Origin of the sequence: Helicobacter saguini, assembly GCF_000762875.2 — a bacterium.
In the GTDB taxonomy this organism is placed as follows: Bacteria; Campylobacterota; Campylobacteria; order Campylobacterales; family Helicobacteraceae; genus Helicobacter_A; species Helicobacter_A saguini.
The window spans coordinates 143,607-167,106 of the sequence record NZ_JRMP02000002.1; the positions used below are offsets into that span (position 1 = coordinate 143,607).

The 23,500-nt window shown below is 34.4% G+C and carries 24 protein-coding genes; 16 read left to right on the top strand and 8 right to left on the bottom strand.

Annotated elements, in window-relative coordinates; translation table 11 throughout:
• Positions 1-4 precede the first annotated feature (4 nt).
• On the top strand, positions 5-808 hold the full coding sequence (locus tag LS64_RS01770) for an MnmC family methyltransferase (RefSeq protein ID WP_052062474.1): 804 nt from the start codon (positions 5-7) through the stop codon (positions 806-808).
• Between the two features lie 26 nt (positions 809-834).
• Here LS64_RS01770 and LS64_RS13025 read toward each other — a convergent pair whose 3' ends face one another.
• Positions 835-2,637: a mechanosensitive ion channel domain-containing protein gene (locus tag LS64_RS13025; protein ID WP_052062475.1), complete on the bottom strand. Its 1,803-nt coding sequence runs from the start codon at positions 2,635-2,637 to the stop codon at positions 835-837.
• Between the two features lie 177 nt (positions 2,638-2,814).
• Here LS64_RS13025 and LS64_RS01780 point away from each other — a divergent pair, with 177 nt between their 5' ends.
• Positions 2,815-3,609, top strand: a complete 795-nt coding sequence (locus LS64_RS01780) for a plasminogen-binding N-terminal domain-containing protein (RefSeq protein ID WP_052062476.1) — start codon at positions 2,815-2,817, stop codon at positions 3,607-3,609.
• A 14-nt stretch (positions 3,610-3,623) separates the two neighbouring features.
• On the opposite strand, the gene LS64_RS01785 is transcribed toward LS64_RS01780, so the two are convergent.
• Positions 3,624-4,721 carry an Mrp/NBP35 family ATP-binding protein gene (locus LS64_RS01785; RefSeq protein ID WP_118949257.1) on the bottom strand — a complete coding sequence of 366 codons (1,098 nt, stop codon included), beginning with the start codon at positions 4,719-4,721 and terminating at the stop codon, positions 3,624-3,626.
• A 130-nt stretch (positions 4,722-4,851) separates the two neighbouring features.
• Here LS64_RS01785 and LS64_RS01790 point away from each other — a divergent pair, with 130 nt between their 5' ends.
• Positions 4,852-5,943: a uroporphyrinogen-III synthase gene (locus tag LS64_RS01790; protein WP_034573713.1), complete on the top strand. Its 1,092-nt coding sequence runs from the start codon at positions 4,852-4,854 to the stop codon at positions 5,941-5,943.
• Between the two features lie 4 nt (positions 5,944-5,947).
• Here LS64_RS01790 and LS64_RS01795 read toward each other — a convergent pair whose 3' ends face one another.
• Positions 5,948-6,754, bottom strand: a complete 807-nt coding sequence (locus LS64_RS01795; protein ID WP_034573715.1) for an NADH-quinone oxidoreductase subunit C — start codon at positions 6,752-6,754, stop codon at positions 5,948-5,950.
• Positions 6,755-7,003: 249 nt separating this feature from the next.
• On the opposite strand from LS64_RS01795, the gene LS64_RS01800 reads away from it, so the two are divergent.
• Both LS64_RS01800 and LS64_RS01805 read left to right on the top strand, forming a co-directional pair.
• The gene (locus LS64_RS01800; protein WP_034573717.1) at positions 7,004-8,113 is read left to right on the top strand and encodes a hypothetical protein; all 1,110 of its coding nucleotides are present in this window, start codon (positions 7,004-7,006) and stop codon (positions 8,111-8,113) included.
• Between the two features lie 109 nt (positions 8,114-8,222).
• On the top strand, positions 8,223-9,248 hold the full coding sequence (locus LS64_RS01805; RefSeq protein WP_034573720.1) for a glycosyltransferase family 2 protein: 1,026 nt from the start codon (positions 8,223-8,225) through the stop codon (positions 9,246-9,248).
• 23 nt (positions 9,249-9,271) lie between these two features.
• On the opposite strand, the gene LS64_RS12285 is transcribed toward LS64_RS01805, so the two are convergent.
• The 3 genes from LS64_RS12285 to aroB form a co-directional block, all read right to left on the bottom strand.
• Positions 9,272-9,418: a hypothetical protein gene (locus tag LS64_RS12285; RefSeq protein WP_160659331.1), complete on the bottom strand. Its 147-nt coding sequence runs from the start codon at positions 9,416-9,418 to the stop codon at positions 9,272-9,274.
• 71 nt (positions 9,419-9,489) lie between these two features.
• Positions 9,490-9,876, bottom strand: a complete 387-nt coding sequence (locus tag LS64_RS01810) for a FixH family protein (RefSeq protein WP_052062700.1) — start codon at positions 9,874-9,876, stop codon at positions 9,490-9,492.
• A gap of 89 nt (positions 9,877-9,965) precedes the next feature.
• Positions 9,966-11,087 carry a 3-dehydroquinate synthase gene (aroB, locus tag LS64_RS01815; protein WP_034573724.1) on the bottom strand — a complete coding sequence of 374 codons (1,122 nt, stop codon included), beginning with the start codon at positions 11,085-11,087 and terminating at the stop codon, positions 9,966-9,968.
• 85 nt (positions 11,088-11,172) lie between these two features.
• Between aroB and LS64_RS12290 the strand changes: the two genes are divergently transcribed.
• The 3 genes from LS64_RS12290 (at position 11,173) to LS64_RS01830 (ending at position 13,547) form a co-directional block, all read left to right on the top strand.
• A complete protein-coding gene (locus tag LS64_RS12290; protein WP_052062701.1) occupies positions 11,173-12,450 on the top strand; it encodes an RsmD family RNA methyltransferase in 1,278 nt (425 codons plus the stop codon).
• A 10-nt stretch (positions 12,451-12,460) separates the two neighbouring features.
• Complete coding sequence (locus tag LS64_RS01825; protein WP_034573727.1) at positions 12,461-13,030, top strand: flagellar basal body-associated FliL family protein; 570 nt, start codon at positions 12,461-12,463, stop codon at positions 13,028-13,030.
• A gap of 91 nt (positions 13,031-13,121) precedes the next feature.
• Complete coding sequence (locus tag LS64_RS01830) at positions 13,122-13,547, top strand: flagellar basal body-associated FliL family protein (RefSeq protein ID WP_034573730.1); 426 nt, start codon at positions 13,122-13,124, stop codon at positions 13,545-13,547.
• Between the two features lie 11 nt (positions 13,548-13,558).
• Here LS64_RS01830 and LS64_RS01835 read toward each other — a convergent pair whose 3' ends face one another.
• Complete coding sequence (locus LS64_RS01835; protein WP_081948397.1) at positions 13,559-15,076, bottom strand: glucose-6-phosphate isomerase; 1,518 nt, start codon at positions 15,074-15,076, stop codon at positions 13,559-13,561.
• A 206-nt stretch (positions 15,077-15,282) separates the two neighbouring features.
• On the opposite strand from LS64_RS01835, the gene ccoS reads away from it, so the two are divergent.
• Genes ccoS through LS64_RS01850 form a run of 3 tightly spaced genes read left to right on the top strand, consistent with a single transcriptional unit; the run spans position 15,283 to position 17,086 of the window.
• A complete protein-coding gene (gene ccoS / locus LS64_RS01840) occupies positions 15,283-15,495 on the top strand; it encodes a cbb3-type cytochrome oxidase assembly protein CcoS (RefSeq protein WP_034573732.1) in 213 nt (70 codons plus the stop codon).
• The gene (locus LS64_RS01845; protein ID WP_118949258.1) at positions 15,488-16,435 is read left to right on the top strand and encodes an NAD(P)-binding domain-containing protein; all 948 of its coding nucleotides are present in this window, start codon (positions 15,488-15,490) and stop codon (positions 16,433-16,435) included. Before ccoS ends, LS64_RS01845 begins: the two co-directional genes overlap by 8 nt.
• Before the next feature lie 18 nt (positions 16,436-16,453).
• On the top strand, positions 16,454-17,086 hold the full coding sequence (locus LS64_RS01850) for a hypothetical protein (protein WP_034570988.1): 633 nt from the start codon (positions 16,454-16,456) through the stop codon (positions 17,084-17,086).
• Between the two features lie 13 nt (positions 17,087-17,099).
• Here the strand turns inward: LS64_RS01850 and LS64_RS01855 are convergent, their stop codons facing one another.
• Entirely contained in the window at positions 17,100-18,422 is a 1,323-nt protein-coding gene (locus LS64_RS01855) for a DNA recombination protein RmuC (RefSeq protein WP_138127230.1), read from the bottom strand.
• A gap of 391 nt (positions 18,423-18,813) precedes the next feature.
• On the opposite strand from LS64_RS01855, the gene LS64_RS01860 reads away from it, so the two are divergent.
• From LS64_RS01860 to eno, 5 genes are all read left to right on the top strand, one after another.
• Positions 18,814-19,716, top strand: a complete 903-nt coding sequence (locus LS64_RS01860) for a hypothetical protein (RefSeq protein ID WP_052062390.1) — start codon at positions 18,814-18,816, stop codon at positions 19,714-19,716.
• Positions 19,717-19,719: 3 nt separating this feature from the next.
• On the top strand, positions 19,720-20,901 hold the full coding sequence (locus tag LS64_RS01865; RefSeq protein ID WP_052062389.1) for a hypothetical protein: 1,182 nt from the start codon (positions 19,720-19,722) through the stop codon (positions 20,899-20,901).
• Between the two features lie 10 nt (positions 20,902-20,911).
• A complete protein-coding gene (locus LS64_RS01870) occupies positions 20,912-21,553 on the top strand; it encodes a type III pantothenate kinase (protein WP_034570985.1) in 642 nt (213 codons plus the stop codon).
• Positions 21,554-21,607: 54 nt separating this feature from the next.
• On the top strand, positions 21,608-21,868 hold the full coding sequence (locus LS64_RS01875; protein ID WP_034570982.1) for an HP0268 family nuclease: 261 nt from the start codon (positions 21,608-21,610) through the stop codon (positions 21,866-21,868).
• Between the two features lie 235 nt (positions 21,869-22,103).
• Positions 22,104-23,375: a phosphopyruvate hydratase gene (eno, locus tag LS64_RS01880; protein ID WP_034570979.1), complete on the top strand. Its 1,272-nt coding sequence runs from the start codon at positions 22,104-22,106 to the stop codon at positions 23,373-23,375.
• Positions 23,376-23,500 lie beyond the last annotated feature (125 nt).

Here is a 23,500-nt window from a genome sequence, read left to right on the forward strand (position 1 = left end):
AAATATGAATGAAAGTTTGCTAAATGATAGTATCAATAAAAAGTTGCATATTGTGCAAGGAGCGGATTTAAGCCTTAGCGCGTATAATGAGAAATATAAGCAAAGCTATCATTGCAAAAGTCTTGGGGCTTATAGTGAGAGTATGATAAAGCATATTTTACCAGCATTAGTATTTTTGAAATATTTTGATAGTTTAGATTCTATAAATTATAATGTCTTTATAGATGAGATTACCAATATTAATACTTTTTTAGATTCTAATAAAAGTGATGATATAGAATCTAATATTATGAAAATTGAAACTTTAGCTAAAAAATATACTGAATTTAATAATTCAAAAATTAGAATCTTAGATATTTGTTTTGGCTTGGGATTTAATGCCTTGCTTGCCTTGCAGCATTTTAAAAATGTGGAAATTTACTCACCTGAAATTGATATGATATTACCAAATTTGCTAGATTTTAACTATAAAAATATCAAAAATTCTAATATAGTAATTAATGAACTTATAAAAAATAGAATTTATAAAGAAAATGAGAAGATTCTATATTTTTTGCATGGAAATGCCCTAGATTTTATAGTATCTTTTGAGCCTAATTTCTTTAATATTGTGTTTCAAGATGCCTTTTCAAAAGAATATAATGGCGAACTTTGGAATCTATCTTACTTTCAAAAATTGTATAAAATTATGGCTAAAAATTCTATAATTACGACTTATGCAAAAGCAAAAGTTATACTAGAAAACGCCTCAAAATCTAGCTTTAAAACCTTTAAACACAAACATGGAAGTATTTTTTATAAAAGTTAAATTATTATTATTTTATATAACAAACACTATATTTTTTTAAAATCTACATTATTTAAAACGTTCATATTTATTTCCCCCAAGCCATCCTTGCCCTGATACACGATTCGCGTGATAGGATATGCGATTTTTATATCGCTTTCTACTAGGTATTTTTCCACGATTTCTTGCGCGATTTTACTTTTCAGGCTCAAAGTCGCATACGCGTAGTTTTGAAACCACACCGATATTTCCATACCATTTTGTTTTACAAAATTAAACACGCGCGGCTCGACATTTAGCGCACTTTGCACGAGTTGGAATCTATCGCGCATTTTTTGCATTTGCTCCTTTGTGCCATCGGTGTATTTTTTGGCGTGGATTTGCGCGACTTGCAGAGCGATATTTTTTGCCTTAGTAATGTTAGAATCAAAAGTTATACAAATCTCAACACTATCCCATATATTACTCAAATCTCCATAAGTATAGTTCGAAATAAGGTTAGTAAAAACATAATTATTTGGGATAAAAATTAGCCTGCCTGCGCGATGATTTTCGCGATAACTAGTCTGTGTTATATCATCATAAATCGTGATTCTAAGCATTGAAATATCAAGCACATCGCCGATAAATACTTCATTTTCTTTTTTTATTCTAATGCGGTCGCCGACATGAATGCTGCCGCCTATCACAATCACAAGCCAGCCCAAAGTGCTCATAAACATATCCTTCATCGCAATCGCAAGCCCCGCAGACGCAAAACCCACCATCGCCACCGCATAAGTCGCATTATCAATATACGCGAAAAGTAGGATAAGAAAAATCACCGTGATATTAAAAAAATTGATAACCTTGCTAGTGGTGTAGGCGCGGTCGTGGTTTGCGATGTAGCGTTTGGCAAGCATTTTAAAAATGAATGCTATAACGATGCTAATAAGAATGCCAATGCCGATGTAGCCGAGTTTCAGCAGCTGATTTTTAATGCCAAGCTCAAGGTTAGCACGTATCTCATCAGCGTCCTTGTCAAACATATCAATGGTCGTATCATAGATATTTCTAGCAGATTCTAACTCAAGCCAAATGTCGCGGGTAATATCAAGATTTTCATTATAAATGCGGAGTTTTTCTTTTTTATTTTGTGGTTCGGTGGGTTTGGAATCTTGTTTGGGTTTAGATTCTATGTTTTTGTTTTGATTTATAGAATCTTTCGTGGTGGATTCTATATTTTTGGCTGTGTTTATGGAATCTCGTGTTACATTTTGTAACGCAGATTCAGTGATTTTAGAATCTAAATCCCCAGAATCAACGCCCCTTTCAACCTCATCAATTATCTCATTTAATAACTCATATTTTTTCTCAAACATAGCGATAAGCTGTTCTAAATCGCGTTTATTATGCTGCATAGAATCTCGCACCGCCGAGATATGCTTCATATACGAAAACGCCGAAAAAATGCCAAAAGGATTTGTAATAGTGGGCGGAGATTCTAAAGTCGGCTTTTCAAGCAGCTCGCCAAAAGGCTTGTTGCGATACTGCTCTAGCAGGGTTTGTTGTTTTTTTAATGTCTCAAGGCGATGGCTATCTTGCGGACTTAAAGTAGATTCTAAGCTCTTTTTTTCAAGCTCACTAATCTCATTTGTAATCAAGTGATAATTCCTAAAATTGTCATATCGCTTCAACCATATAGAATCAGTGTTACGAATCTGCACATTCAACCGCTCTAACTTCTGCTCATTTGTGTAGTTTTTACTCACATTAGCTTTATTATCAGCATAAATAATCGTGCATAAAAGTATAAAAAATAAAAAAACAACCTTATAGAATCTAGATTCTATATTCCTAAAAAAATCCATAAAAAACTCCATAAATTTTCTATAAATAATATCATTTTTATAGAATCTAAATCGTTTAAAAATTCATATTTTTGCAATTTTTATATATTTTTTGCATAAAGTAGCACTTTTTTGCAATTAACTTATATTTAATAGAATAAGTTATAATTTCAAGTTTAGATAAAAATAAGGAAAAATATGCTTAAAAAAATATTGATTTTTGTGTGTGTGTGCGTGTTTTTAAGTGCAAATGATGAAAAATTTGATGATAGCATCGAGTTTATCCGCACCTTAAGCCAGCCTGAAAGCACGCAAATAGAATCTATTAGCGATGAAAAGGGCGAGATTTTAGCGACTTTTTCAAATCTTAGTCTTGTGAAGGGCGAAAGTGGCATTGTTATGCGTGATTTGGAAGTCTATCAAGCCCTAGTTGGCAATATGGAAATTGTGGAAGTAGATGGCACTAAGGCGGTGGGTAAATTCTCAAAACTAACGCAACTTAGCCAGCCCTACCTGCCAACACCGCGTCTAAAGGCTGAAGTGGGCGATAAAGTTAGCTTTAGAAATTTCAATAATAAGGCGTTTGTCATTGCTCCAAATGAAGCGACTTATCGCCACATAATCGATAAATACGGCAAAATCATTGATTTTATAAACCCTGATTTGCTTATGGGCTTTTTAAACTCGCAGGGCAAGCACGACCCAACGGATAAACGATTGATTGCGGCGTGTAGTGAGTATGCCGCAGGGCTTGTTTTTATTGTAGGTAGCAAAAACTTAGCGATTTTTAGCTGCGGAAATATGGCTATGCTTAAAAAATATCCATTTACGCCGCTAAATAGCGAGAGCTTTCAAGCACCCTTTTACACTCGTGCAAAATTTGAGGGCGGCGGCTCTCTAACCTACCTTTTTGCTAGCAAAAAAAGCCGCCAATACTATCAATATTACGACATTATGATAGGGGATTTGATAGATGAAAAAGCCAAGAAATAACTTTTTTTGATATTTTATCTTATCGGCTGGATTGAGCTATTATCCGCCTTATTAGATTCTAAAAAAGTGATAAGGCGGCGTGCGATGTCCATATAAATCTTACTTGCGTTATTATCTGGGTGAAAGTAGCTAATGGGCTTGCCGCTGTCACTTGCCAAAATTATCTCTGGCTCAAGCGGGATTTTTGCCACAACCTGCGTCTTAAAATGCTCTGCCAAATTTTGCGTAGCGCCCCCACTTGAAGCACCGAAAATATCGTAGGTTTCGCTACATTTAGGACATCGAAAGCCACTCATATTCTCAATAATGCCAAAAATTGGGATAGCGCATTTCTCAAACATATCAAGGGCTCGCATCCCATCATCAAGGGCGACATTTTGCGGTGTCGTCACATTTATCCCAGCGCCCACAGGCACACTTTGCGCAATCGTTAGCTGTGCATCACCCGTGCCAGGCGGCATATCAATCACCATCACATCAAGCGCCCCCCAAAACACATCCTGCAAAAGCTGCATAATCGCACGCATAACCACAGGACCACGCCACACTAGACTTGCTTCACGCTCATACAAAACGCCCATACTTATCATTTTCACACCAAAAATCTCAAGCGGCACTAGCTTTTTCCCATCAGGGGTAACCTTTGGCTGCAAATCAGCCACGCCAAGCATTCGCGGGATATTTGGACCATAAATATCGCAGTCAAGTAGCCCAACTTTCAAGCCACTTTTAGCCAAAGAAATCGCCAGATTCACACTTGTCGTAGTCTTGCCAACGCCACCCTTACCGCTACTCACCATCACAAAATGCTTTGTTGTAGGCAATAAATTATTTGGCTTTTGCGTGCTTTGCTCTTTGCGGCTTTCAGGTGTAGTGATTTGCACGATAGATTCTATATTTATATCGTTTAGTTTGGTGTAGATTTGCTCTTTTATTTGTTGCGTTGTTGCGTCGTCATTTGTTGGAATAGTTAGCTTTATTATAGCTTTTTGGTTAGAATCTTTTGAATTTTCTAATAGTTCGATACTGCTTACAAAGCCAAAGCTAACGATGTCTTTTTCAAAATTTGGGTAGATTATTTCTTTTAGTTTTGTTAGGATTTTTTCTTTCATTTTGTCTCCTTTTTTCGCATTTAAGGGGTGGCTGGGCGTTTTTAGATTCTATAAATCTAGCGTTAGAATCTAAATTTGCAAGTAGATTCTATCTTAAAGTTGTTATAATTTTATTTGCAAAGGTTAAGTTATGATTTATGTTTTAAAGTCAAGTGGCAGCGAAGTTTGTTTAGATTCTAATGGAATTTTATTGCTTGATTTATTATTAATTTCACAAGTAGAGTTTGATATAAAGTTAGATTTTTTAGAATCTATTGACTTTATAATTCTAACTTCTAAAAGTGCGATAAAAGTGATATTAGAATCTAAATATGCTAAATTTTTATTAGAAAAAAAGGCGATTTTGGTAGGAGAATCTAGTGCTAATCTTTGGCGTGAAAGCGGTGGCAAAGTCGCTTTTTGCCCAAATATTAAAGGAGCTAGTGGGAATGATTTAGCTTACGCTTTATTAGATTCTATAAATTCTAATATTTGTAATATTAAAGATAAAAATATTCTATATATTAAAGCTTTAGAATCTATTAGTGATATAAGCAAGATTCTAAAACCATATTGTAAAATAAGCGAATTAATCGTGTATAAAAGCGTAGAAAACACTCAATTAATTAAAGAAATTATAGAATCTAAAAAGATAGATTTTTTGAAAGAAAATTGTATAAAAAATTATAATATTAATAATATAGAATCTAAACAACGCAATAATATAGATTCTAAAAATAACTCACAACAAAACAATATTTTACGCAATCTAGATTCTATAAAAACTTATGAAATTAATAACTTAGATTCTAAAAAATTACAGAATCTAGATTATAAAGATTCTATAATGCAAGATTCTAAAACCACGCAAGAAATTATAGACTTTAAAGATTCTAACATTGCAAATAAAATTAACAGAATAGATTCCATAGATTCCAACATTATAAGTGAAATAAAAAAGTTAGATTGTAAAGATTCTAACATCACAAGTGAAATCAAAAAGTTAGATTCCAAAGCCACATTAGAAATTTTCAAAAAAGATTCTATATTTATTTTTGGCTCACCTAAAATTTATAGAATCTTTACAAAATATTTCACTTGGGATAAAAGCTACACCGCCATTTCTTTAGGCTCAACAACCTTTAACACTTTCCCGCAAAACATAAAAAAACTAAATGCCCACGGCAACTTCCCTTCCGCCATCAAACTAGCCATAAACTTAAAAAAACACAATAAAATATAGAAACCTAAATCCTTTTCTCCATCTCTTTTGGCGCAGTGGTAGGGAATTTCTTAACCACAGGCGGTTTATTTTCCTCTTGATATGTGATTTTACTTATAGAATCTTTTGGCGTCTCGCCCTTTGCCACTTCCTTGCCAATGCGCGCAAAGTTAATGCTATCATCCCTATCCACACGCGCACTATCTCGCTGCTCCGCGCCCACCACATCGCGATACTCACGCCCAAAAATCTTATCGACTTCATACCAGCTAGCAAACGAATCGCCCTTCAAAGGATAGCTTTTCAACAGCGGATAGCCTATCCAGTCAGTTGGCATCAAAATGCGTTTTAAAAACGGATGCCCACTAAACTTAATGCCAAACATATCATAGCACTCACGCTCACTCCAATTCGCCGCCTTTAAAATATCGCACACGCTAGGCACTTCCTCGCCCTCTTTTACGCGGGTTTTCACACGCAAACGTCGCCGATTTTTATGCGAACTCTCATGCGACGTAAGCTGATAAAATAGCTCAAACTCGCCATTTATCGCCACATTATCAATCGCACTCATCTCGCTCAAAATATCATAATCTAGCTCTTTTAAAATCTGCAACGCCACGCGTAAATCGCTCACATCAACAAAGAAAACCGCCTGATTTATCTCCACAAAAGATTGCAAGATTTTCACTTTAGATTCTAAAATCTCGCCCACTTCTTTATACGCACTCTCGCTAATAGGCACTTTTGGCGTCAAACTCGGCGCATAGAATCTATCGGTGTGGTAGCTCTTTTTCTGCACATCCTTTTTTGGCTCTTTTGCTCGTATCATTATCTATCCTTGTTAAAAGTTTGGGTTATTTAAAGTGTAGATTCTATATATTCCTATCTTAAAGATAGCTTAAAATATGGATTTTTGGAATCTTTTAAACGGCAATATTTCAAATTTTTACATTTTATTAAAATTTTATAGAATCTAAGAATCTTTTACCAAATATTTACAAAACTAGATTCTAAATCTTACATACAATTTTTACAATTCTTAAGCTTTTAGTAGCAAATCAAATTTAAAGGTAAAGTAATGAAAAGCGTAAAAAAAGTTGTTTTAAGTAGTGTGGCAGTGGGGTTATTAATATCGCAGTTGCAAGGTATTGAGGTCTATAAGGACGAGGAGAAAAAGACTTCAATTGATGTGTATGGTAGCATTCGTGCGTATGTGGGAGAAGGGACGAATTTAGGCAATGGTGTGGCTGGTAGCTTTGATTCACATTTTATTATGGGATTGCAAACGAGCTCAAGACTTGGTGTAACAGCTAAAATAGGAAATATATCGGCTGCAGTTGAATTTGGGGCTGGTGAGCCTACTTTTGCTTCAGGCAATACTGTTCCGGGTTTAAGACAGCTTTGGGGCCAATATAACTTTGGTAAAGCAGGAAAGATTCTAATAGGTAAGAAAGATACACAAAGCTTAGCAAAAGGCTTTAGTAGCGATATTTTCGATAATGATAATGGTGCGACAGGCTTTGGCTCAATGCGAACTAGCAATAGACAATTTCAAATCGAATATACATTAGGGAATCTAGCAGTAGGGCTAATAAAAGACTCTCTAAGCTATGATGTTAGTGGTGCTAAGTATGGGTTGATTCCTCGTATTGCAGCTTCTTATGGTGGTAAAATTGGTGGTAGTGAGTATAAGGTGGCTGGGTCTATTAAGATTATACAAGGTGGGGAAAATGGTTTTAGAAACTGGGCATTTGGAGGGCATTTAATGGGTGGATATAAAATGCACTTAATGGATAAAAAATTATATATTTCAGCACAAGTGCATGGGGGTGTAAATGGTAATACTTATGGTGAGCAAAGGATTAATAGAAATACAGGGGGGTATAATTTTGCAAATTCTCAAATTTCTATTAGTGGTAGCAACGTAGTTATCGTTGGGGCATTAGCTGAAGCAGGATATAAATTAGGAAGCTTGGGGACACTGATAGGTGCTGTGGGTTATCAGTTTGCTAGTGTTTCGGATTTAAATCGAACTTTTAATAGTTTTAGCGTAATGGCACAGCTACCTATGAAATTTGGTAAATTTACTCTAACTCCACAAGTATCATACTATGGAACGGGTGCTACTAGAACGCAGGATAGCGGAAATGGACTTATGGCATTCGTTCAAGCAAGATTTGATTTTTAATCTTTTTAAATATGTGTAATTTTGTAATTTTGCTATAATTTGCGTTTTAGATTCTATAATTTTAGAATCTTTATGGAATCTAAATTACTTTAAAACGCAAAGAAACACTATGAAACCTCTAAGTATCATTATCCCCATTTATAATGTTGAGAAATATCTGCGTGAGTGCCTAGATTCTATACAAAAGCAAAGCTATAGCAATTTTCAGGCAATTATGATAAATGATGGCAGTAGCGATAGGAGCAGGGCTATTGCTAGTGAATATGCTGCTAGGGACAAGCGATTTTTGCTTATAAATCAAAGTAATAAGGGCTTAGGAGAAGCCAGAAATGCGGGGCTAAATTTTATTTTTTCGGCTGAAAATCCGCAAGATACGCAGTATATTGGGCTTGTAGATTCTGATGATGTGATTGCGAGTGATTATTATGAAAATCTTATTTATAGTTTGGAATATCATAATACTCAAGTGGCAAAAACTAGGAATATTTGTGTTTTTAAGGATAATAGTTATGATTCTAGTATATTATCATATACACGTAATAAAGAGAAAGGAATTGTGCGGAAAGTGAGAAATTCTAATCTTACAAGCAAGATTGACCCGTGGCGTAGCGTATTTAGTGTAAGTTTACTAAAAAGTGTGCGTTTTCCACCTGTGCGATTTGCCGAGGATGTGGGCTTTGGCGTGTGTGTGAATATCTTGGCTAAACGCATTGCTCTTACAAAAAGTGCGCGGTATTTTTATCGTTTGCGTGAGGGTAGTTTGACGCGTGAAATGTCGCACCGACCGCAAGAAATGTTTAATGTGATTAAGTTTATTTATGATTTTTTAACGCGGGAAAATCTGCTTTACACATACAGCATTCCTACGCATATTTTGCGTGTGAATGAGAATTACTTGCATAAATATCCTAATTATTTCAATGATTTGCAAAATTTTGTTTCTTCACTGAAACTAGATTCTAAAGCATTGAAAAAAAATCCATCGCTGAAAGCCATTTTAGATTCTAAAAATATGCAAGAATATTTGAAAAAAACGCAGAGTTTTAAAGAATGGCGACATAGCAATTTTAGAATACATATTAGCAAAAAACAACTAATTATAAAACTTTTTGGCAAAACTATATTACAAAAATAATAACTTTTTATAAAATCTAGATTCTAACATTTCCCATTAAATTCGCACGCGGCGCGGTTTATAGGGTGACTTCTATCCTCTAATTCTTTGCCATTTTCAAAATTTTTATATGCAAGCAGCAAAAAGCAAACTACAAATATCACTAATGCGATAATGCGTGATTTTCCCATCTTTATCCTTATAAAATATGATATTTTTTAGCTTAAAAATTAGGCTTTTTAGAATCTAGATTCTATAAAAGTTAAAAATCAATGCTAGTTTTTGCCTGATATTTTTTACCCTCAAAACTAAAGCTAACCTTAACCTGCCAAGTGCCGCCGTGAGCGAGATTTACGCTACCTTTATAACTATCGCCATTTGCACTCAAAGTAGAATCTGAGCTCATCTTTGGCATCCCAGGCATTTCAGGCATAAAAAATGTGACTTTCAAATTCTCAACAGCCACGCTTTTCCCGCCCTTTTGCACGATAAAACTAAACTCATTTTGCCCACTTGTAAAATCCTTGCTAGATTCTAAAATAAAACTAAAATCTTTATTAGAAAAATTTTTGCTAAAGGCAAACAAAACACCGCAAAACATCGCTTGCAACGCAATAATCACACCTAAGATTCTAAAATATTTCCGCATTTTTTCTCCTTTTATTAAAAATTTAAAGTTATAAAATTTATAACTTTATTAGTAAAAAGTTATTATAAAATATTTTCTTTAATTTTGTTTTAACAAAATTCATTCAAAACCTCAAAAATTAGCTTTTTATCAATATCATTTCTTAAAGTTGCCTTAATTTTAGAATCTAAATTAGCGGTTTCTAGCATAGATTCTAAACTTAAACCTAGCGAAAAACTAGATTCTAACAGCACAAAATGCAGCTTAGAATCCACGCTCTTTTTATCAAGGAAAAAACTCTCATAAAACTGCTCCACATTTTTAATCTTGTATCGCGTAGGAAGCCCACAGGAACGCAATTTAGATTCTATAAAATCAGCAATTTTTGGGTGCAAAATGCCAAGTTTCACACTTAGAACATTCGCCATAATAATGCCCATCGCCACCGCCTCGCCGTGCAAAAATGTGCGAAATTTACACTCTAGCTCAATGCTATGCCCAAAAGTATGTCCGTAATTAAGCAGTGCGCGAAGTCCGCTTTTTTCTTTTTCATCATTTTCCACCACAAAAGCCTTTAACTTTATGCTATTAAAAATTAGACTTTTCATAATATTAGAATCTTGCAAAGTTTTAGATTCTATAACTTTTAACGCACTAAAATTAAAGCAAGAAAATATCTTAACAATCTCGGCAAGTCCAGCTGAAATCTCACGTTTTGGCAAGGATTTTAAAAAAAACATATCCACAAACACCGCACTTGGCTGATGAAAAAGCCCTACTAAATTTTTCCCATACTTATTATTTATCCCGCATTTTCCGCCCACGCTCGCATCCACCATAGCAAGTAGGCTCGTAGGAATGCTTAAAAAATCAATCCCGCGCTCATAAATCCCACTTGCAAAGCCCGTCATATCGCTAATTACGCCACCCCCAAAGCTAATCATAAGGCTATTTCGATTGAGTTTAGCCTGAAATGCGGCATCCAAAATCTTTTCAATGCTTTTCATATTCTTAAATTTCTCGCCATCAGGCAAAATACAAAAGTTAGCATTTTTAGAATCTATTAAATTTTCTATATATGATTTATATAACTTATATATGCTTTCATTACTAATAATTAGAACTTTCTTATTTTGTGTATATTTTTGCAATAACTCACTATTTACCGAATCAATATAGACTTTATAAGCCTTTGATTTCGTATTAACCTGTATAAATTGCTTCTTTTGCATACTAAAAATTCCTATAAATTTTTAAAGAATTGTATATTCTATCTTATAATTGTTTAAAATTAGTAAAATATTAAAAAGGTAAAAAATGTATCGTAACGGATTTAAAAATAAGGGTAAGATAAAAATACGAGATAAATGTACTTTTAACACTTCATATTTTAATGTTTCCCATTTTAATATTTCTCGGGGGAGGTTTAAGGGTTTAAGACTAAATTTAGAATCTAATGGGGTGACGCGACCGACAAAAAGCATTGTGAAAAAGAGCTTTTTTGATAGTTTGCAAGATTGCATCAATGGAGTGATTTTTATTGAGTGTTTTGCTGGGAGTGGGCAAATGGGCTTTGAGGCGTTAAGCTGTGGGGCTAAAAGGGCGATATTTTTTGAAAAAGATTCTAACGCGTATAAAAATCTACTTTCAAATATTAATATTTTTAATCAAAAAACTTATAAATATTATAATGATATAGAATCTAAAATTACGCCTTTGGAATCTAATTTAGAATCTCTTTTAGAATCTAAAGAAACTTTGGAATCTAATTTAGAATCTCCTTTAGAATCTAATTTAGAATCTTTAAAATCTAAAGAAAAATCTAAGCGAAATTCTAAGTTAGATTCTAAGTTAGATTCTAAAAAAAATACGCTAGATTCTAAAAAAGATTCTAAAAAAAATACGCCAAATTCTAAGAAAGATTCTATAAATCCTAATAATTTAAGATTCCAAAACATAGAATCTTTACATATTAAAAACTTGCAAGAGTGCAAAGATAAAAAACTTACAAATTTAGTGAATCTAGATTCTATAAACACCAAATTTCATAATAAAAATGCTAAAAACTTACAAAATATAAAACTAGATTCTAAAGAAAATATTATAGAATCTTACAACCTAGATTTTTTTCAATCATTACATATTTTAGAATCTTTGAGTGAAAATATTACAAATATCGAAACTACAAAAAATCAAACAAAAAATATAGAATCTAAAATAAAAAATGATATAATTTCAACTTTAAATCAAAAAACTTTACAAAAACAAACGCAAAAAGGAAAATTTGAGAGAACAATTCACACTGAATCTAAAACAGATTCTATAGAATCTAGCAAAATTGCTAAAAAACAAAGCCAGATTCTACTTTATTTAGACCCACCATTTATCGTGCGGCAGGGCTTTTGTGATATTTATGACAAAATTATTACATTTATAGAATCTTTTAGTAAAAATTTGCAAGATTCTATTAAAATTATCGTCATTGAAATGCAAAGTGGAATTGATATTGCTAGTAAAATTTGCAATTTTGAGTGTTATAAAGTGAGTAAATTTGGCAAAACATCGCTAGTTTATTACAAAAATATGCAGAGCTAAAGGAGCTAAAATGGCTGAAGAAGAAAAAAAAGAAGGCGAAAATAAGGAAGAGAAAAAGGGCAAAGGGTTGCTTTTCATCATCATCGGCGTTGTGGTAGCCGTTATCATTTTGATTGCCGTCATCGTGTTTATGTTTATGGGCGGCGATGAGGAAAGTAGCGGCGGTGGTGGTCATGCCGGCGGTGGCGCTGCCCCACAAGTGGCAAATCTTAGCCCAGAACAGCAAGCCCTTTTGCAAAATGAGGCGTTTAAAAATCCAGCGGCAATTCAGCCTTTGGAAAAGGATTTTATCGTCAATTTGAAGTCGCCAAACCCCGATAATATGCGTGAGGGCGGCTTTGTGAAGTTTAAGGCGACCCTGCTACTTGCCGATAAGCACACGGTTAAAGAGGTGGATGCCAAGCTTGATATTATTCGCAATGTGATTACGGATGTGGCGAGTAGTTTTACGGCAAGTGAGCTACAAAGTGCGCAAGGTAGGCAAAAGTTCGCATCTGCGGCGACAAATAGCGTAAATTCCGTGCTTACAGATGGGCATGTGGCAGCGATTGTTTTCCCTGATTTTGTGTTACAGCCTTAAGATTCTTTAGTGTAATGGACTAAAAGATTTTGAGTGTTTAGCTATTAAATTCTTAAAAAGATTCTAAAATAGATTCTAAAGTGAGGAAAAAATGAGAAAGATTTTTGTATATTTATTATTATTTGTTGCGTTTAACGCCTTAAGTAAAGCCGCTGATGAGGGCGGAAACGCGTGCTATGCGATATTTGCCCAAAGCGAAAAGGCACTGCCGATTGAAAAAGAGTTTATCGTAAGCTTAAAACCTGCAAACCCTGACAACCCGCGAAGTGGCGGCTATGGCAAATTTAGGGCGACCATACTTTACAATGACAAGGGCGTGGCAAAGGAGCTAGAGGCAAAAATGGACATCGTGCGACATGTGATAAATGACACGATTTCAGGCTTCTTGGCAAATGATTTGCAAGGCTCACAGGGACGCTGCAAGCTCGCAATGACGGCTACTGCTAGCATAAATGCGATTTTGACAGAGGGCGCAATAAACGGACTAACCTTCTCGGATTTTGTGATACAGCCGTAAGGCAAAAAAAATTAAGCTAGAATTTTACTTAGCAATTTCTTGCCCTTTTCTACTGCGGGTTGGTCGTAGGTGTTGATGTTTAGCAGGATTCCCACACTTGATGTGAGAAGCTCGTAATACATTATAAGGCTGCCGATTGTGCGTTCGTTAAGTCGCTCTAAGATTATAGAATCTAGCGGGATGTCTTGCTCGTCCATGACCTGCATTGTGGCTTTGCACTGCGAGTTTAATAGCTTTAGGAAGCTTACTCCATTGACAAAATTTGTAGATTCTAAGCCGCTTAATTTCACATTTGGGATTTTCAAAGATTCAACGCTACCACAACTTAGTCGCAAAAATGTTACGCTTTTATCGGCTTTTCCTTCCAAAATTAGCTGTAAAAATGAGTGCTGGTCAATGCTGCCAAGTAGGCTAATGGGCGTCAATCCACCGCGTTTATTATCCGCATTAATCTTGCCTAAACTCTCGCCCCAAAGCTGGATATACCACGCATTAAAATCACTAAAAACGCTCGAATATGAAAAAAGCACATTGATAGGATATTTATCACGATGTTTAGCGTAAAATAGGGCTTTACTTAAGATATGCTCCTGCTCTCTACGTAAAAAAGATTCAAAAAATTCTTTCGCCCCTTGCAAGATTTTCTCAACCTTGTATCCTAGTAAAGAAAGTGGCAAGATTCCAACGCTGCTTAAGACGCTGAAACGCCCGCCTACACTAGATTCTATAGCGATATTTTGCACGCCATTTTCCTTTGCCCATTTTTGCAAGGGCGAGTTAGAATCTGTGATAACTAAAAGGTGTTTTTTTGCGTCTAAAAGGGCGAATTTATTGATACAAAATTTTAGCAAAGATGTCGTCTCTATCGTGCTTCCCGACTTTGAAATAACGATAAAAAGTGTGCTTTTTAGCTTGATATTTTTTAGTATTTTTTTGGTTGCGATAGAATCTGTATGCTCTAAAAATTTTAGCTTGATTTCATTGCGATTTTTTAGCGAATTTAGCAGCGTATCAATGGCGCGAGTGCCAAGCGAACTCCCGCCGATACCGATAATTACGATATGTGTGAGACTTTTTAGTAGCTTTTTATTTGCGTTTTTATAGTTGATAGAATCTTGCAAGGCTCTCTGCGTGAAGGGAAGCTCATAATAGCCACTTTTGCCTGTGTTTTTTTCTTGTAAAATAGCGTTAAATAGGGCATTTCTTTGCTCTATTAACTTTTGATTTTGCTCTTTAGATTCTATAGAATCTTTTTTAGAATCTTTAATCTTAGAATCTTTATCGTGGCTAGGCGATAAATTTTTAGAATCTTTTCCACTAATAGGGTGGTGGGTGGGCGATAGGGTTTTAGAATCTTCATTGTGGTCGTGCGACAAGGCTTTAGAATCTTTACTTATAGATTCTGTAATTTCTTTAGAATCTAAGTTATGATTTTTAGAATCTTCCCCCTTAGAATCTTTTGAATCTTGCAAACTAGATTCTAAAAACTCACTATCCAAACGACCAAAATTATTAGCAAAACGCAACATTTTTCTTCCTTAAAAATAGTTTAAACGCAAAAGATTCTATACTACAAAAAAAAATACTTTTACAACAAAGTGAAAAATTTTCACATATTCTAAGAAAAACGCACAAAAAAATTACATTTTTCAAAACTTTACACAAAATCACAATTATTTATATTAAAATTATGACTAAAAATCTCATTTTAAAACATAAATTTAGGACAATTTAAATGAGCAGTTGGGTTATGTTTCTTATGCTAGGGACTTCGCTAAGTATCGGTGCGTTGGGACTTGTCGCGTTTTTGTGGGGGCTAAAAAATGGGCAGTTTGATGATAAGGAAAAATTTATGCGTGGCGTGCTTTTTGATAGCGTGGATGACTTAAATGCGATGGCAAAAAATGACGCCAAAAAAGATTCTATAAAAGGAGAAAAAAATGTATGATGTGATTATCGTGGGCGCAGGACCTGGTGGCATTGCGGCGGCTATTGAGTGTAAAAAGGCTGGGATTTCTAACATTTTGGTATTAGAGAAAACTGATAAGATTTCAGCGATGATTAGAGAGTATTACAAGGCTGGAAAACGCGTGGATAAGGACTATAAGGGGCAGGTGGTAGAGCTTGCTGGCAATATCCCATTTGGTGATAGTAATAAAGAGGATACTTTGGCGTTATTTGAGAGGCTTTTGGCTGAAAATAGCGTGGAGATTCTATATAATCACGAGGTTGATAGGATTGTCAAAAAGGGCGAGATTTTTTCTGTGCGGTGCGTAAATAACGAGGTTTTTGAATGCAAATTTGCCATTATCGGCATCGGTAAAATGGGCAAACCAAATAAGCCTAGCTATCCGCTCCCGATTTCACTGCGTAAAAAGGTGAATTTCAATGTGAATGACTGCGTGGCTGGGGAGAAAATCTTAGTCGTTGGCGGGGGCAACTCGGCGGTGGAATACGCGGTCTATCTTACCACGATTACGCCTACGACACTGAATTATCGCCGCAAGGAGTTTAGCCGCATAAATGAGGAAAATGCACGTGAGTTAGAATCTGCTTTAAGCAAGGGCTTAAAAGGCAAATTTGGCATTGATATAGAATCTGTTAGCGATGTAGATTCTAAGCTTTGCGTTACTTTTAGTGACGGAAGTAGTGAGAGCTTTGATAGAATCGTGTATGCTATCGGCGGCGTAACCCCTGTTGATTTCTTAAGAAAATGCGGCGTAGAAATAGATTCTAACGGCGCTGCAAAAGCGGATGAAAATAGAGAAAGCGAAGTAAAAAATCTATTTGTAGTCGGCGACTTGCTATACAAAAACGGCGGCTCAATTGCCATAAGTATGAACGACGCCCATAAAATCGTTGGTGTAATCAAATCCCGCTTAGGTTAGAATCTAGATTCTAAAAAAATGAAAAAATACGATATTGTTTTAGTTAGTGTAAATTCGCCTGTAATGCTTGGCGTTTATGATAACTGCAAATTAGTTTTTTTTATTATTATTGATGGGAAAACTAGCGATATTTTACCCTTTGTTTTTGCAAATATTTTTACAGATTCTGTAGAATCTAGCAAGGTAAAAATTATAGAATGCGGAATTTATAAAGATTTTAGTTCTAAAAATTCTAATATTTTAGAATCTAGCTTTTTAGATTCTAAAAGTAGTGATTTTATAGAATCTAATTTTACAATGCTAGCTCAATTTAGCGATTTTAAGGACATTTATTACGCACGTGGCGTGGGTTCGCTTAGTAGTATCAAGCTAACGCACATTTTTTTGCAAACGCTCCATCTAACGCGCGATATAAAGTTGCATGCGACAAATAGTTTTTATTTTAGCCCAAATAATGAGATAAAAGCCTTTGGCGCGATGTCGTTTTTTTTAAAAGATTCTATAGAATCTAATTTAGATTCTAACCTTGAAAAGCAAATTTTTATCGCAAAAAGTAGCCAACATATAGAATCTTTAAAGCTACCTTTAAGTCTGCAAAAGAACGCATTTAACGAGCCTTGCAGCCCTTTATACATTACCCCCGCTTTATAAATAACTTTAAGAATTAATTATCAACATTAGATTTTATCAATAAAGATGTTTTTACATCTGCTATATTTGTTACATCAATCGCATCATTTGATGATTTACTCATATAGTTTTGAATGTTCCCTAAAATATTACCCATGGATTTATTACCACCAAATAGCTCCTTTTGAGCCTTGCTAAATTCATCTTTTGCATTATCCAAAGCCTTGTCAATCTTTTTCATATTGCCCTTAAATTTTTCATAACTCCCTATTAATTTTTCACATTCACCTAAAATCTTAAGAATATTTTTATCCTTTGCTTCGTTTGTCCAAATATTTTCGATAAGTCGCAAAATCACAAGTAAAGTGCTAGGGGTAGCCAAAATCACCCCTTTTTTAAAACCCTCCTCAAAAAGCCCATCGCCCACAATCGCACTAAACGCACCTTCAATAGGCATAAACATAATCACAAAATCTAATTTATTCCCAGCATTTTCTCCCACAACTTTTTGATATTCCTTACCTTGAAGTCCTTTAATATGCTTCTTTACACTTTCTATATGTGCGTGCAAATCAGTTTTGTTTCCACCATTTACATACCGCTCGTATGCACTTAAACTTACCTTAGAATCTACAACTACCTTTCGCTCACTAGGTAGCGTAATAATTACGTCAGGACGTAGATTTGTATTCTCATTTTTGATAGTTACTTGCGTCTCATATTCAATGCCTTTTTTAAGTCCGCTAAGCTCTAAAAGTCTTTCTAATAGAATTTCCCCCCAACCGCCTTGCATTTTATTGTCGCCCTTTAAAGCATTTGTTAAATTATTAGCTTCTTTAGAAACTTTTTCGCTTTCACTTAATAATTTTTTAATGTTTTCTTCTAAACGTGCGTGTTTATCAATAGAATCTTTTGTATTTTTTTCGATTTCTTGTTTAAAAAGTGAAATTTCTTCTTTCAGCGGTTTTAGTGAATATTCTTGGTTTTCGTTAAATTTTTTAGATTTTTCATCTAAAATCTTACTACTTAATTCAGTAAATTTTTGTGTTAGTAAAGCGATTTGTCGCTCTCGCTCAGTATGTAGTAATTCTTTTAATTCGCTTTGTTTTTGATTATTTATAGAATCTAGTTTAATTTCTTGCTCTTTTAGAGCATTTTGGAGCTTATTTTCATTTTCTTTAACTAAAAGTGAAATTTTTTCATTATAATATTGCATAATCTCAGTGACTTTTTTTTCTTTTTCTGTGATTATAGAATCTATTTTAGCATCCTTAGATTCTGTAATTTCTTTTATTAAATAATCTTTTTGTTCTAAAATTTCTTGTAGTTTTTTATCAAAATTAGCCTGAATTTCCATGTTTTCTTTCCTTTTAATTTCATTACTTTCTAGAAGTTTAAGTTCTAGTTTTTCTAACTCTTCTTTTTTATAATCTAACTCTTTGTTTAAGTTTTCTTTTTGTAAATTTAACTCTTGAATTCTGTTAGCATTTTCAAATTCTAATTTTTGTAATTTTAGTTTAAATTTATTACGAATTATAAATATTAAAAAAACTAAACATACGCATACTGCAATTAAAATAGATTCTATAATATTCAATTTTACTTCCTTAAAATTTATATTCTCACTAATTATATAAGATTTGTTTTAAAAAATACATTATACATTCAATATAAATCTAAATATTGATATTTCTTTGCTAAAATGCAAGGTTTTATTAGTGGAATTTAAGGTTAAAATAAGGTGAAAAATGGCTAGAGAGCAGAGAGTGGAAAATAATCTAGAGCGGAATTTGCAAGAGGTAAAGGACAAACTTGCAAGTGACCAAAATATGCTATTTAACGCGTTTGCGTTGGAGAGTTTTTATAAAAAATATAAGATTTGGATATTTGTTGCGGTGGCTGTGATTATCGGCGTTATCGCATATTTCTCAATTTCGGCGTTTGTTGCTTCCCATCATAAAGAAAAAATGGTAGAGATAATGAATGAAATTAATGCAAAAGATGTTGAAGAATCCCGCAAGGAGCAGCTTTTAGGCGAGTTGCAAAAGCAAGATTCTATACTTTATGATTTTTATATGTTTGAAAATTTGCAAAAGTTATCGCCTTTGGAGATTAAAGATTCTAAAAATTTAGAGATTTTAAAGTCGCTAATGCAATCAAAAGACCCGCTCATTGCGGATTTTGCGAGTTATCAGTATGGCGTTTTTACTGAGAGTTTGGATATTTTAGAATCTCACTCCTTTGCTACTTCGCCACTTTTAAAAGATAGGGCGCGATTTTTTGCGGCATATTTGCATTTGCAAAAAGGCGAGATTGCCCTAGCCCACGCACTTTTAAATAGCATTACAAAGCGAGATGATAATGAGCAAATTTATGAATTAGCCACGCTTTTAAAGCATTATGGTTTAGATTCTATAGAATCTAATTTGCAAAATTCTATAAAAGATTCTAAAAATTCAACGCAAGATTCTAAAGATTCTAAAGAGTTACAAAATTCGGAAGAAAATATAGAATCTAGTTTCAATATTTATAATTTAGATTCTAAAGAAATTATAGAATCTAGCTATTTTTTAAAATCTAAAATAGATTCTAAAAATCCGCGATTTTCAAAGCAAATTTTAAAGCAAAATATAGAATCTAATCTAGGATAAGTTATGAAAATACTAAATATTTTTACATTTTTATTATTATTTTTGATAGTTAATGTGTTTAACACAGGCTGTGATTCACAAAAAAGTTTTAAACCGCAGATTCTAAATGGTAAGGCGAGTTTTAATGATAAAATTGATAAAAATATCATTGCCACAAATCGAATCGCTGCTAAACTTAAAAATGGTTACATAATTACACATGAAAGTGTAGAGCAAGTGCTTTTGAGTGAAAATGAGAATCTGCTTTATGCGGATTCTAAGCAGTGGATACTAACTGATGGGTGCAAGGGTGTGAAAATCATTCCCATTAATAATCCGCATTTTGAAAATATAGAATCTAGTCTAAGAAATGCCGATAATAGCAAAGATTCTAAAACAATAGATTCTAACAACAATCACAAAATAACGCTACAAAGAGATAAAACGCTAGAAATCCCAACAAATGGCTGCGTTGTCGCTGCTAGCATTAAAAACAATCTATTAGCTGGAATGCTAGGGGATAACACCGCCTTTTTGTATGATATTAGCACAAAAACTGAGATTTTCCGCGATAAAGGCGAGGGCGTTTATGCCATTAGCTCAAATATCGCAAACCCTGTATTTATGGACACTTTAGTGATTTTCCCAACCCTTGATGGACGCCTTAACACCATTGATTTAAATACGTTAAAAAGTGTGCGAAATATCATCGTAAATACCGATAAATTCCTAAATAACATTATTTATTTAAAGGTTAGTAATGACGAGCTAGTCGCGGCAACGCAAAAGAAAATCTACAGCCTTATTAAAGGTGAGAGCTACAACAAAGATATTGAGCTACGCGACCTACTTTTTGATGGGAAATTTGTATATGTTTTAAGCCTAAATGGCTATATTTACAAGCTTGATAAGACGCTTGGCGAAGTGCGAAGTGTGAAGCTGCCTTATGCGAATTTGAATGGCTTGATTTTAAAAAATAACAAACTTTACACTTATGAAAATAGCGGTGGATACTTGATTGAGCTTGATTTGGATAGCTTTTCTTATAATAGTTACAAAATGAGATTTGGAATGGAGAGTATGTTAAGAATCTTTAGCAAAAAATCAAGCATTTTTTATGTCGATGATAGAATCTATATTAATAAAAAAGTGCTAGATTTGAATAAAAAATATGATGTGAAATTAGAAGAAAAAAAGAAAAAGTAAGGGTATAGCGATGGGCGGGGCGATTTTGTGCGATATTGGCAATTCGTGTTTGCACTTTTATTATCAAGGGCGAATCTGGCGCGAAAATCCAAATGATATTACACAAAAAAAAGAACATATCCCTATTTACTACATCAGCGTCAATTCAAATTTTGAAAAAAAGCTGCTAGATTCTCACAAAAAGTGCATAAATTTAGAGCCTTATATCAATCTAAACACTTCTTATGTCGGGCTTGGCGTGGATAGACGCGCCGCGTGCAAGGCGTTAAATGATGGCATAATTATCGATGCTGGGAGTGCGATAACCATTGATATTATGGAATCTGGCGCGCACCTTGGCGGCTATATAATGCCCGGCATTGCGTCATTTCAAGGCTTTTATAAGAGCATAAGTAGCGCCCTTGATGTTACGCCTGATTTTAGTGTGAATTTGTATAGCCCGCCGCAAAATACGCGTGATGCGATTAGCTTTGGCATTTTAAAAAGCATACTTTTGATGATAAAGCAAACAAGCAACACAAAAAAGCTGTATTTTACCGGCGGTGATGGCAAATTTTTCGCGAAATTTTTTGAAAATAGCATTTTTGATAACACATTAATTTTCAAAGGGATGCTACAGGCAATTAAGGAAATTGAAAGCCAAAAAAGCTAAATCTTAACAAAAAATTAGGAAAATTTTAATTTTAGAGATTATAAAGGAGAAAAAATGGAAAATAAGGAAATAAAACTAGCAAAAGAATCGCTAAAAGATTCTAAAAGTGAAAGCATTTCATTGGCAAAAATGGGAGAAATCGTTGATAAAGGCGGTAAAAACGGAGCTTTTTTTTATCTTAGCAAAGATAATCAAGAAAAAGATTTAAAGAAACTAGAAAGCTTTTTTAAAGCAAGAAAACGCAACATAATGCTACGAGAACTCCGCTACAACATGGACACAAAAGACTACATCTACGAATTGCATGTTTTATAGAATCTATTATCATACTTGAGCATTGTAATTGTGTGTGCGTGTAAACAAGATTGAGTAGGGTGATATTTTAGATTTTATAAATCTTATTTGTTGCTAAAAATAAATTTTATGAGTTCATATTTGTAACATAAAATATTGTTACAATTTCCATAAACAAAACATTAATAATTTTAAGCTAAAATGCACTTTTTACATTTAAAATTATAGAATCTATAACATCAAAAAAGGGAAAATTATGGCTACGATTAGAGAATTAGACGCGTTTGAGGTGCTTGATAGCAGGGGGAATCCTAGCATTTGCGTGAAAGTGAGTTTGAATAATGGTGCGTTGGGTAGTGCGATTGTGCCTAGTGGGGCTAGCACAGGCAAAAGGGAGGCACTAGAGCTGCGTGATAAAGATGATAGCAGATTTAGCGGGAAGGGCGTGCTAAAGGCGTGTGCGAATGTTACAGAGGTCATTTCGCGCGAGCTTATCGGTATGGATGCGTATCGGCAGGCTGGCATCGATTATATGCTAAAAACCATTGATAATACTGAAAACTTTGAAAAGCTCGGCGCTAACGCTACTTTGGGCGTCTCAATGGCGGTGGCGCGTGCGGCGGCTAACTCGCTAAATATCCCGCTATTTCGCTATCTTGGCGGAATTAATGCCGCCACGCTCCCAGCACCCATGCTAAACATTATAAATGGTGGCTCTCATGCGGATAACAATGTGGATTTTCAAGAATATATGATTATGCCGCTTGGCTTTGAGTGCTTTAAACGTGCGTTACGTGCGAGTGTGGAGGTCTATCACGAGCTAAAAAAACTGCTAAATGAAAATCATTTAAGCACAGGTGTGGGCGATGAGGGCGGCTTTGCGCCGAATTTGAAAAATAATGAAGAGCCCATTACCTACATTTTAAAGGCGATTGAAAAGGCTGGATATAAGCCCGGTGAGGAGATTTCAATAGCCCTTGACATCGCAAGTAGCGAGTTTTATGAGAATGGATTTTATAACTTGAAAGGTGAGGGTAAAAAGCTAGATTCTAAAGGCTTGGTTGAGTATTATGAGAATCTAGTTAGCAAATATCCTATCGTTTCAATCGAGGATGGCTTGAGTGAGGATGACTGGGATGGATGGGCGATTTTAACGCAACGTTTGGGTTCTAAGATTCAGTTAGTCGGCGATGATTTGTTTGTCACAAATGCTAAGATTTTGCAAAATGGCATTGATAAAAAAATTGCAAATGCTATACTTATTAAGCCAAATCAAATAGGCACGGTTAGCCAGACCTTAGAGGCGATTCGCCTTGCGCAACGCAATAATTATAAGACGATAATTAGCCACAGGAGCGGGGAGAGCGAGGATAGCTTTATTGCCGATTTAAGCGTAGCGGTGAATGCAGGTGAGATTAAAACAGGTGCGCCAGCGCGCGGTGAGCGAAATGCGAAATACAACCGCTTGCTAGAACTTCGCCACCTAAATAAACTGCTAACTTACGAGGGGAAAAGTTTGTTTAGATAAGTTTAAATTCTATAAATTCATCAATTCAATTTATTGTTAATATTTAATGTATTTCTTAACCTTAATCTAACATTAATTAACTTTTAAACTTAGCTTAAATATGCTATAATCACAAAAGATTTTTT

What these genes read in the sequence shown, in the direction of transcription:
- LS64_RS01770 (WP_052062474.1), top strand. Translation starts at nt 5, where the DNA reads ATGAATGAAAGTTTGCTAAATGATAGTATCAATAAAAAGTTGCATATT.
- LS64_RS13025 (WP_052062475.1), bottom strand. Translation starts at nt 2,637, where the DNA reads ATGGATTTTTTTAGGAATATAGAATCTAGATTCTATAAGGTTGTTTTT.
- LS64_RS01780 (WP_052062476.1), top strand. Translation starts at nt 2,815, where the DNA reads ATGCTTAAAAAAATATTGATTTTTGTGTGTGTGTGCGTGTTTTTAAGT.
- LS64_RS01785 (WP_118949257.1), bottom strand. Translation starts at nt 4,721, where the DNA reads ATGAAAGAAAAAATCCTAACAAAACTAAAAGAAATAATCTACCCAAAT.
- LS64_RS01790 (WP_034573713.1), top strand. Translation starts at nt 4,852, where the DNA reads ATGATTTATGTTTTAAAGTCAAGTGGCAGCGAAGTTTGTTTAGATTCT.
- LS64_RS01795 (WP_034573715.1), bottom strand. Translation starts at nt 6,754, where the DNA reads ATGATACGAGCAAAAGAGCCAAAAAAGGATGTGCAGAAAAAGAGCTAC.
- LS64_RS01800 (WP_034573717.1), top strand. Translation starts at nt 7,004, where the DNA reads ATGAAAAGCGTAAAAAAAGTTGTTTTAAGTAGTGTGGCAGTGGGGTTA.
- LS64_RS01805 (WP_034573720.1), top strand. Translation starts at nt 8,223, where the DNA reads ATGAAACCTCTAAGTATCATTATCCCCATTTATAATGTTGAGAAATAT.
- LS64_RS12285 (WP_160659331.1), bottom strand. Translation starts at nt 9,418, where the DNA reads ATGGGAAAATCACGCATTATCGCATTAGTGATATTTGTAGTTTGCTTT.
- LS64_RS01810 (WP_052062700.1), bottom strand. Translation starts at nt 9,876, where the DNA reads ATGCGGAAATATTTTAGAATCTTAGGTGTGATTATTGCGTTGCAAGCG.
- aroB (WP_034573724.1), bottom strand. Translation starts at nt 11,087, where the DNA reads ATGCAAAAGAAGCAATTTATACAGGTTAATACGAAATCAAAGGCTTAT.
- LS64_RS12290 (WP_052062701.1), top strand. Translation starts at nt 11,173, where the DNA reads ATGTATCGTAACGGATTTAAAAATAAGGGTAAGATAAAAATACGAGAT.
- LS64_RS01825 (WP_034573727.1), top strand. Translation starts at nt 12,461, where the DNA reads ATGGCTGAAGAAGAAAAAAAAGAAGGCGAAAATAAGGAAGAGAAAAAG.
- LS64_RS01830 (WP_034573730.1), top strand. Translation starts at nt 13,122, where the DNA reads ATGAGAAAGATTTTTGTATATTTATTATTATTTGTTGCGTTTAACGCC.
- LS64_RS01835 (WP_081948397.1), bottom strand. Translation starts at nt 15,076, where the DNA reads ATGTTGCGTTTTGCTAATAATTTTGGTCGTTTGGATAGTGAGTTTTTA.
- ccoS (WP_034573732.1), top strand. Translation starts at nt 15,283, where the DNA reads ATGAGCAGTTGGGTTATGTTTCTTATGCTAGGGACTTCGCTAAGTATC.
- LS64_RS01845 (WP_118949258.1), top strand. Translation starts at nt 15,488, where the DNA reads ATGTATGATGTGATTATCGTGGGCGCAGGACCTGGTGGCATTGCGGCG.
- LS64_RS01850 (WP_034570988.1), top strand. Translation starts at nt 16,454, where the DNA reads ATGAAAAAATACGATATTGTTTTAGTTAGTGTAAATTCGCCTGTAATG.
- LS64_RS01855 (WP_138127230.1), bottom strand. Translation starts at nt 18,422, where the DNA reads ATGGAAATTCAGGCTAATTTTGATAAAAAACTACAAGAAATTTTAGAA.
- LS64_RS01860 (WP_052062390.1), top strand. Translation starts at nt 18,814, where the DNA reads ATGGCTAGAGAGCAGAGAGTGGAAAATAATCTAGAGCGGAATTTGCAA.
- LS64_RS01865 (WP_052062389.1), top strand. Translation starts at nt 19,720, where the DNA reads ATGAAAATACTAAATATTTTTACATTTTTATTATTATTTTTGATAGTT.
- LS64_RS01870 (WP_034570985.1), top strand. Translation starts at nt 20,912, where the DNA reads ATGGGCGGGGCGATTTTGTGCGATATTGGCAATTCGTGTTTGCACTTT.
- LS64_RS01875 (WP_034570982.1), top strand. Translation starts at nt 21,608, where the DNA reads ATGGAAAATAAGGAAATAAAACTAGCAAAAGAATCGCTAAAAGATTCT.
- eno (WP_034570979.1), top strand. Translation starts at nt 22,104, where the DNA reads ATGGCTACGATTAGAGAATTAGACGCGTTTGAGGTGCTTGATAGCAGG.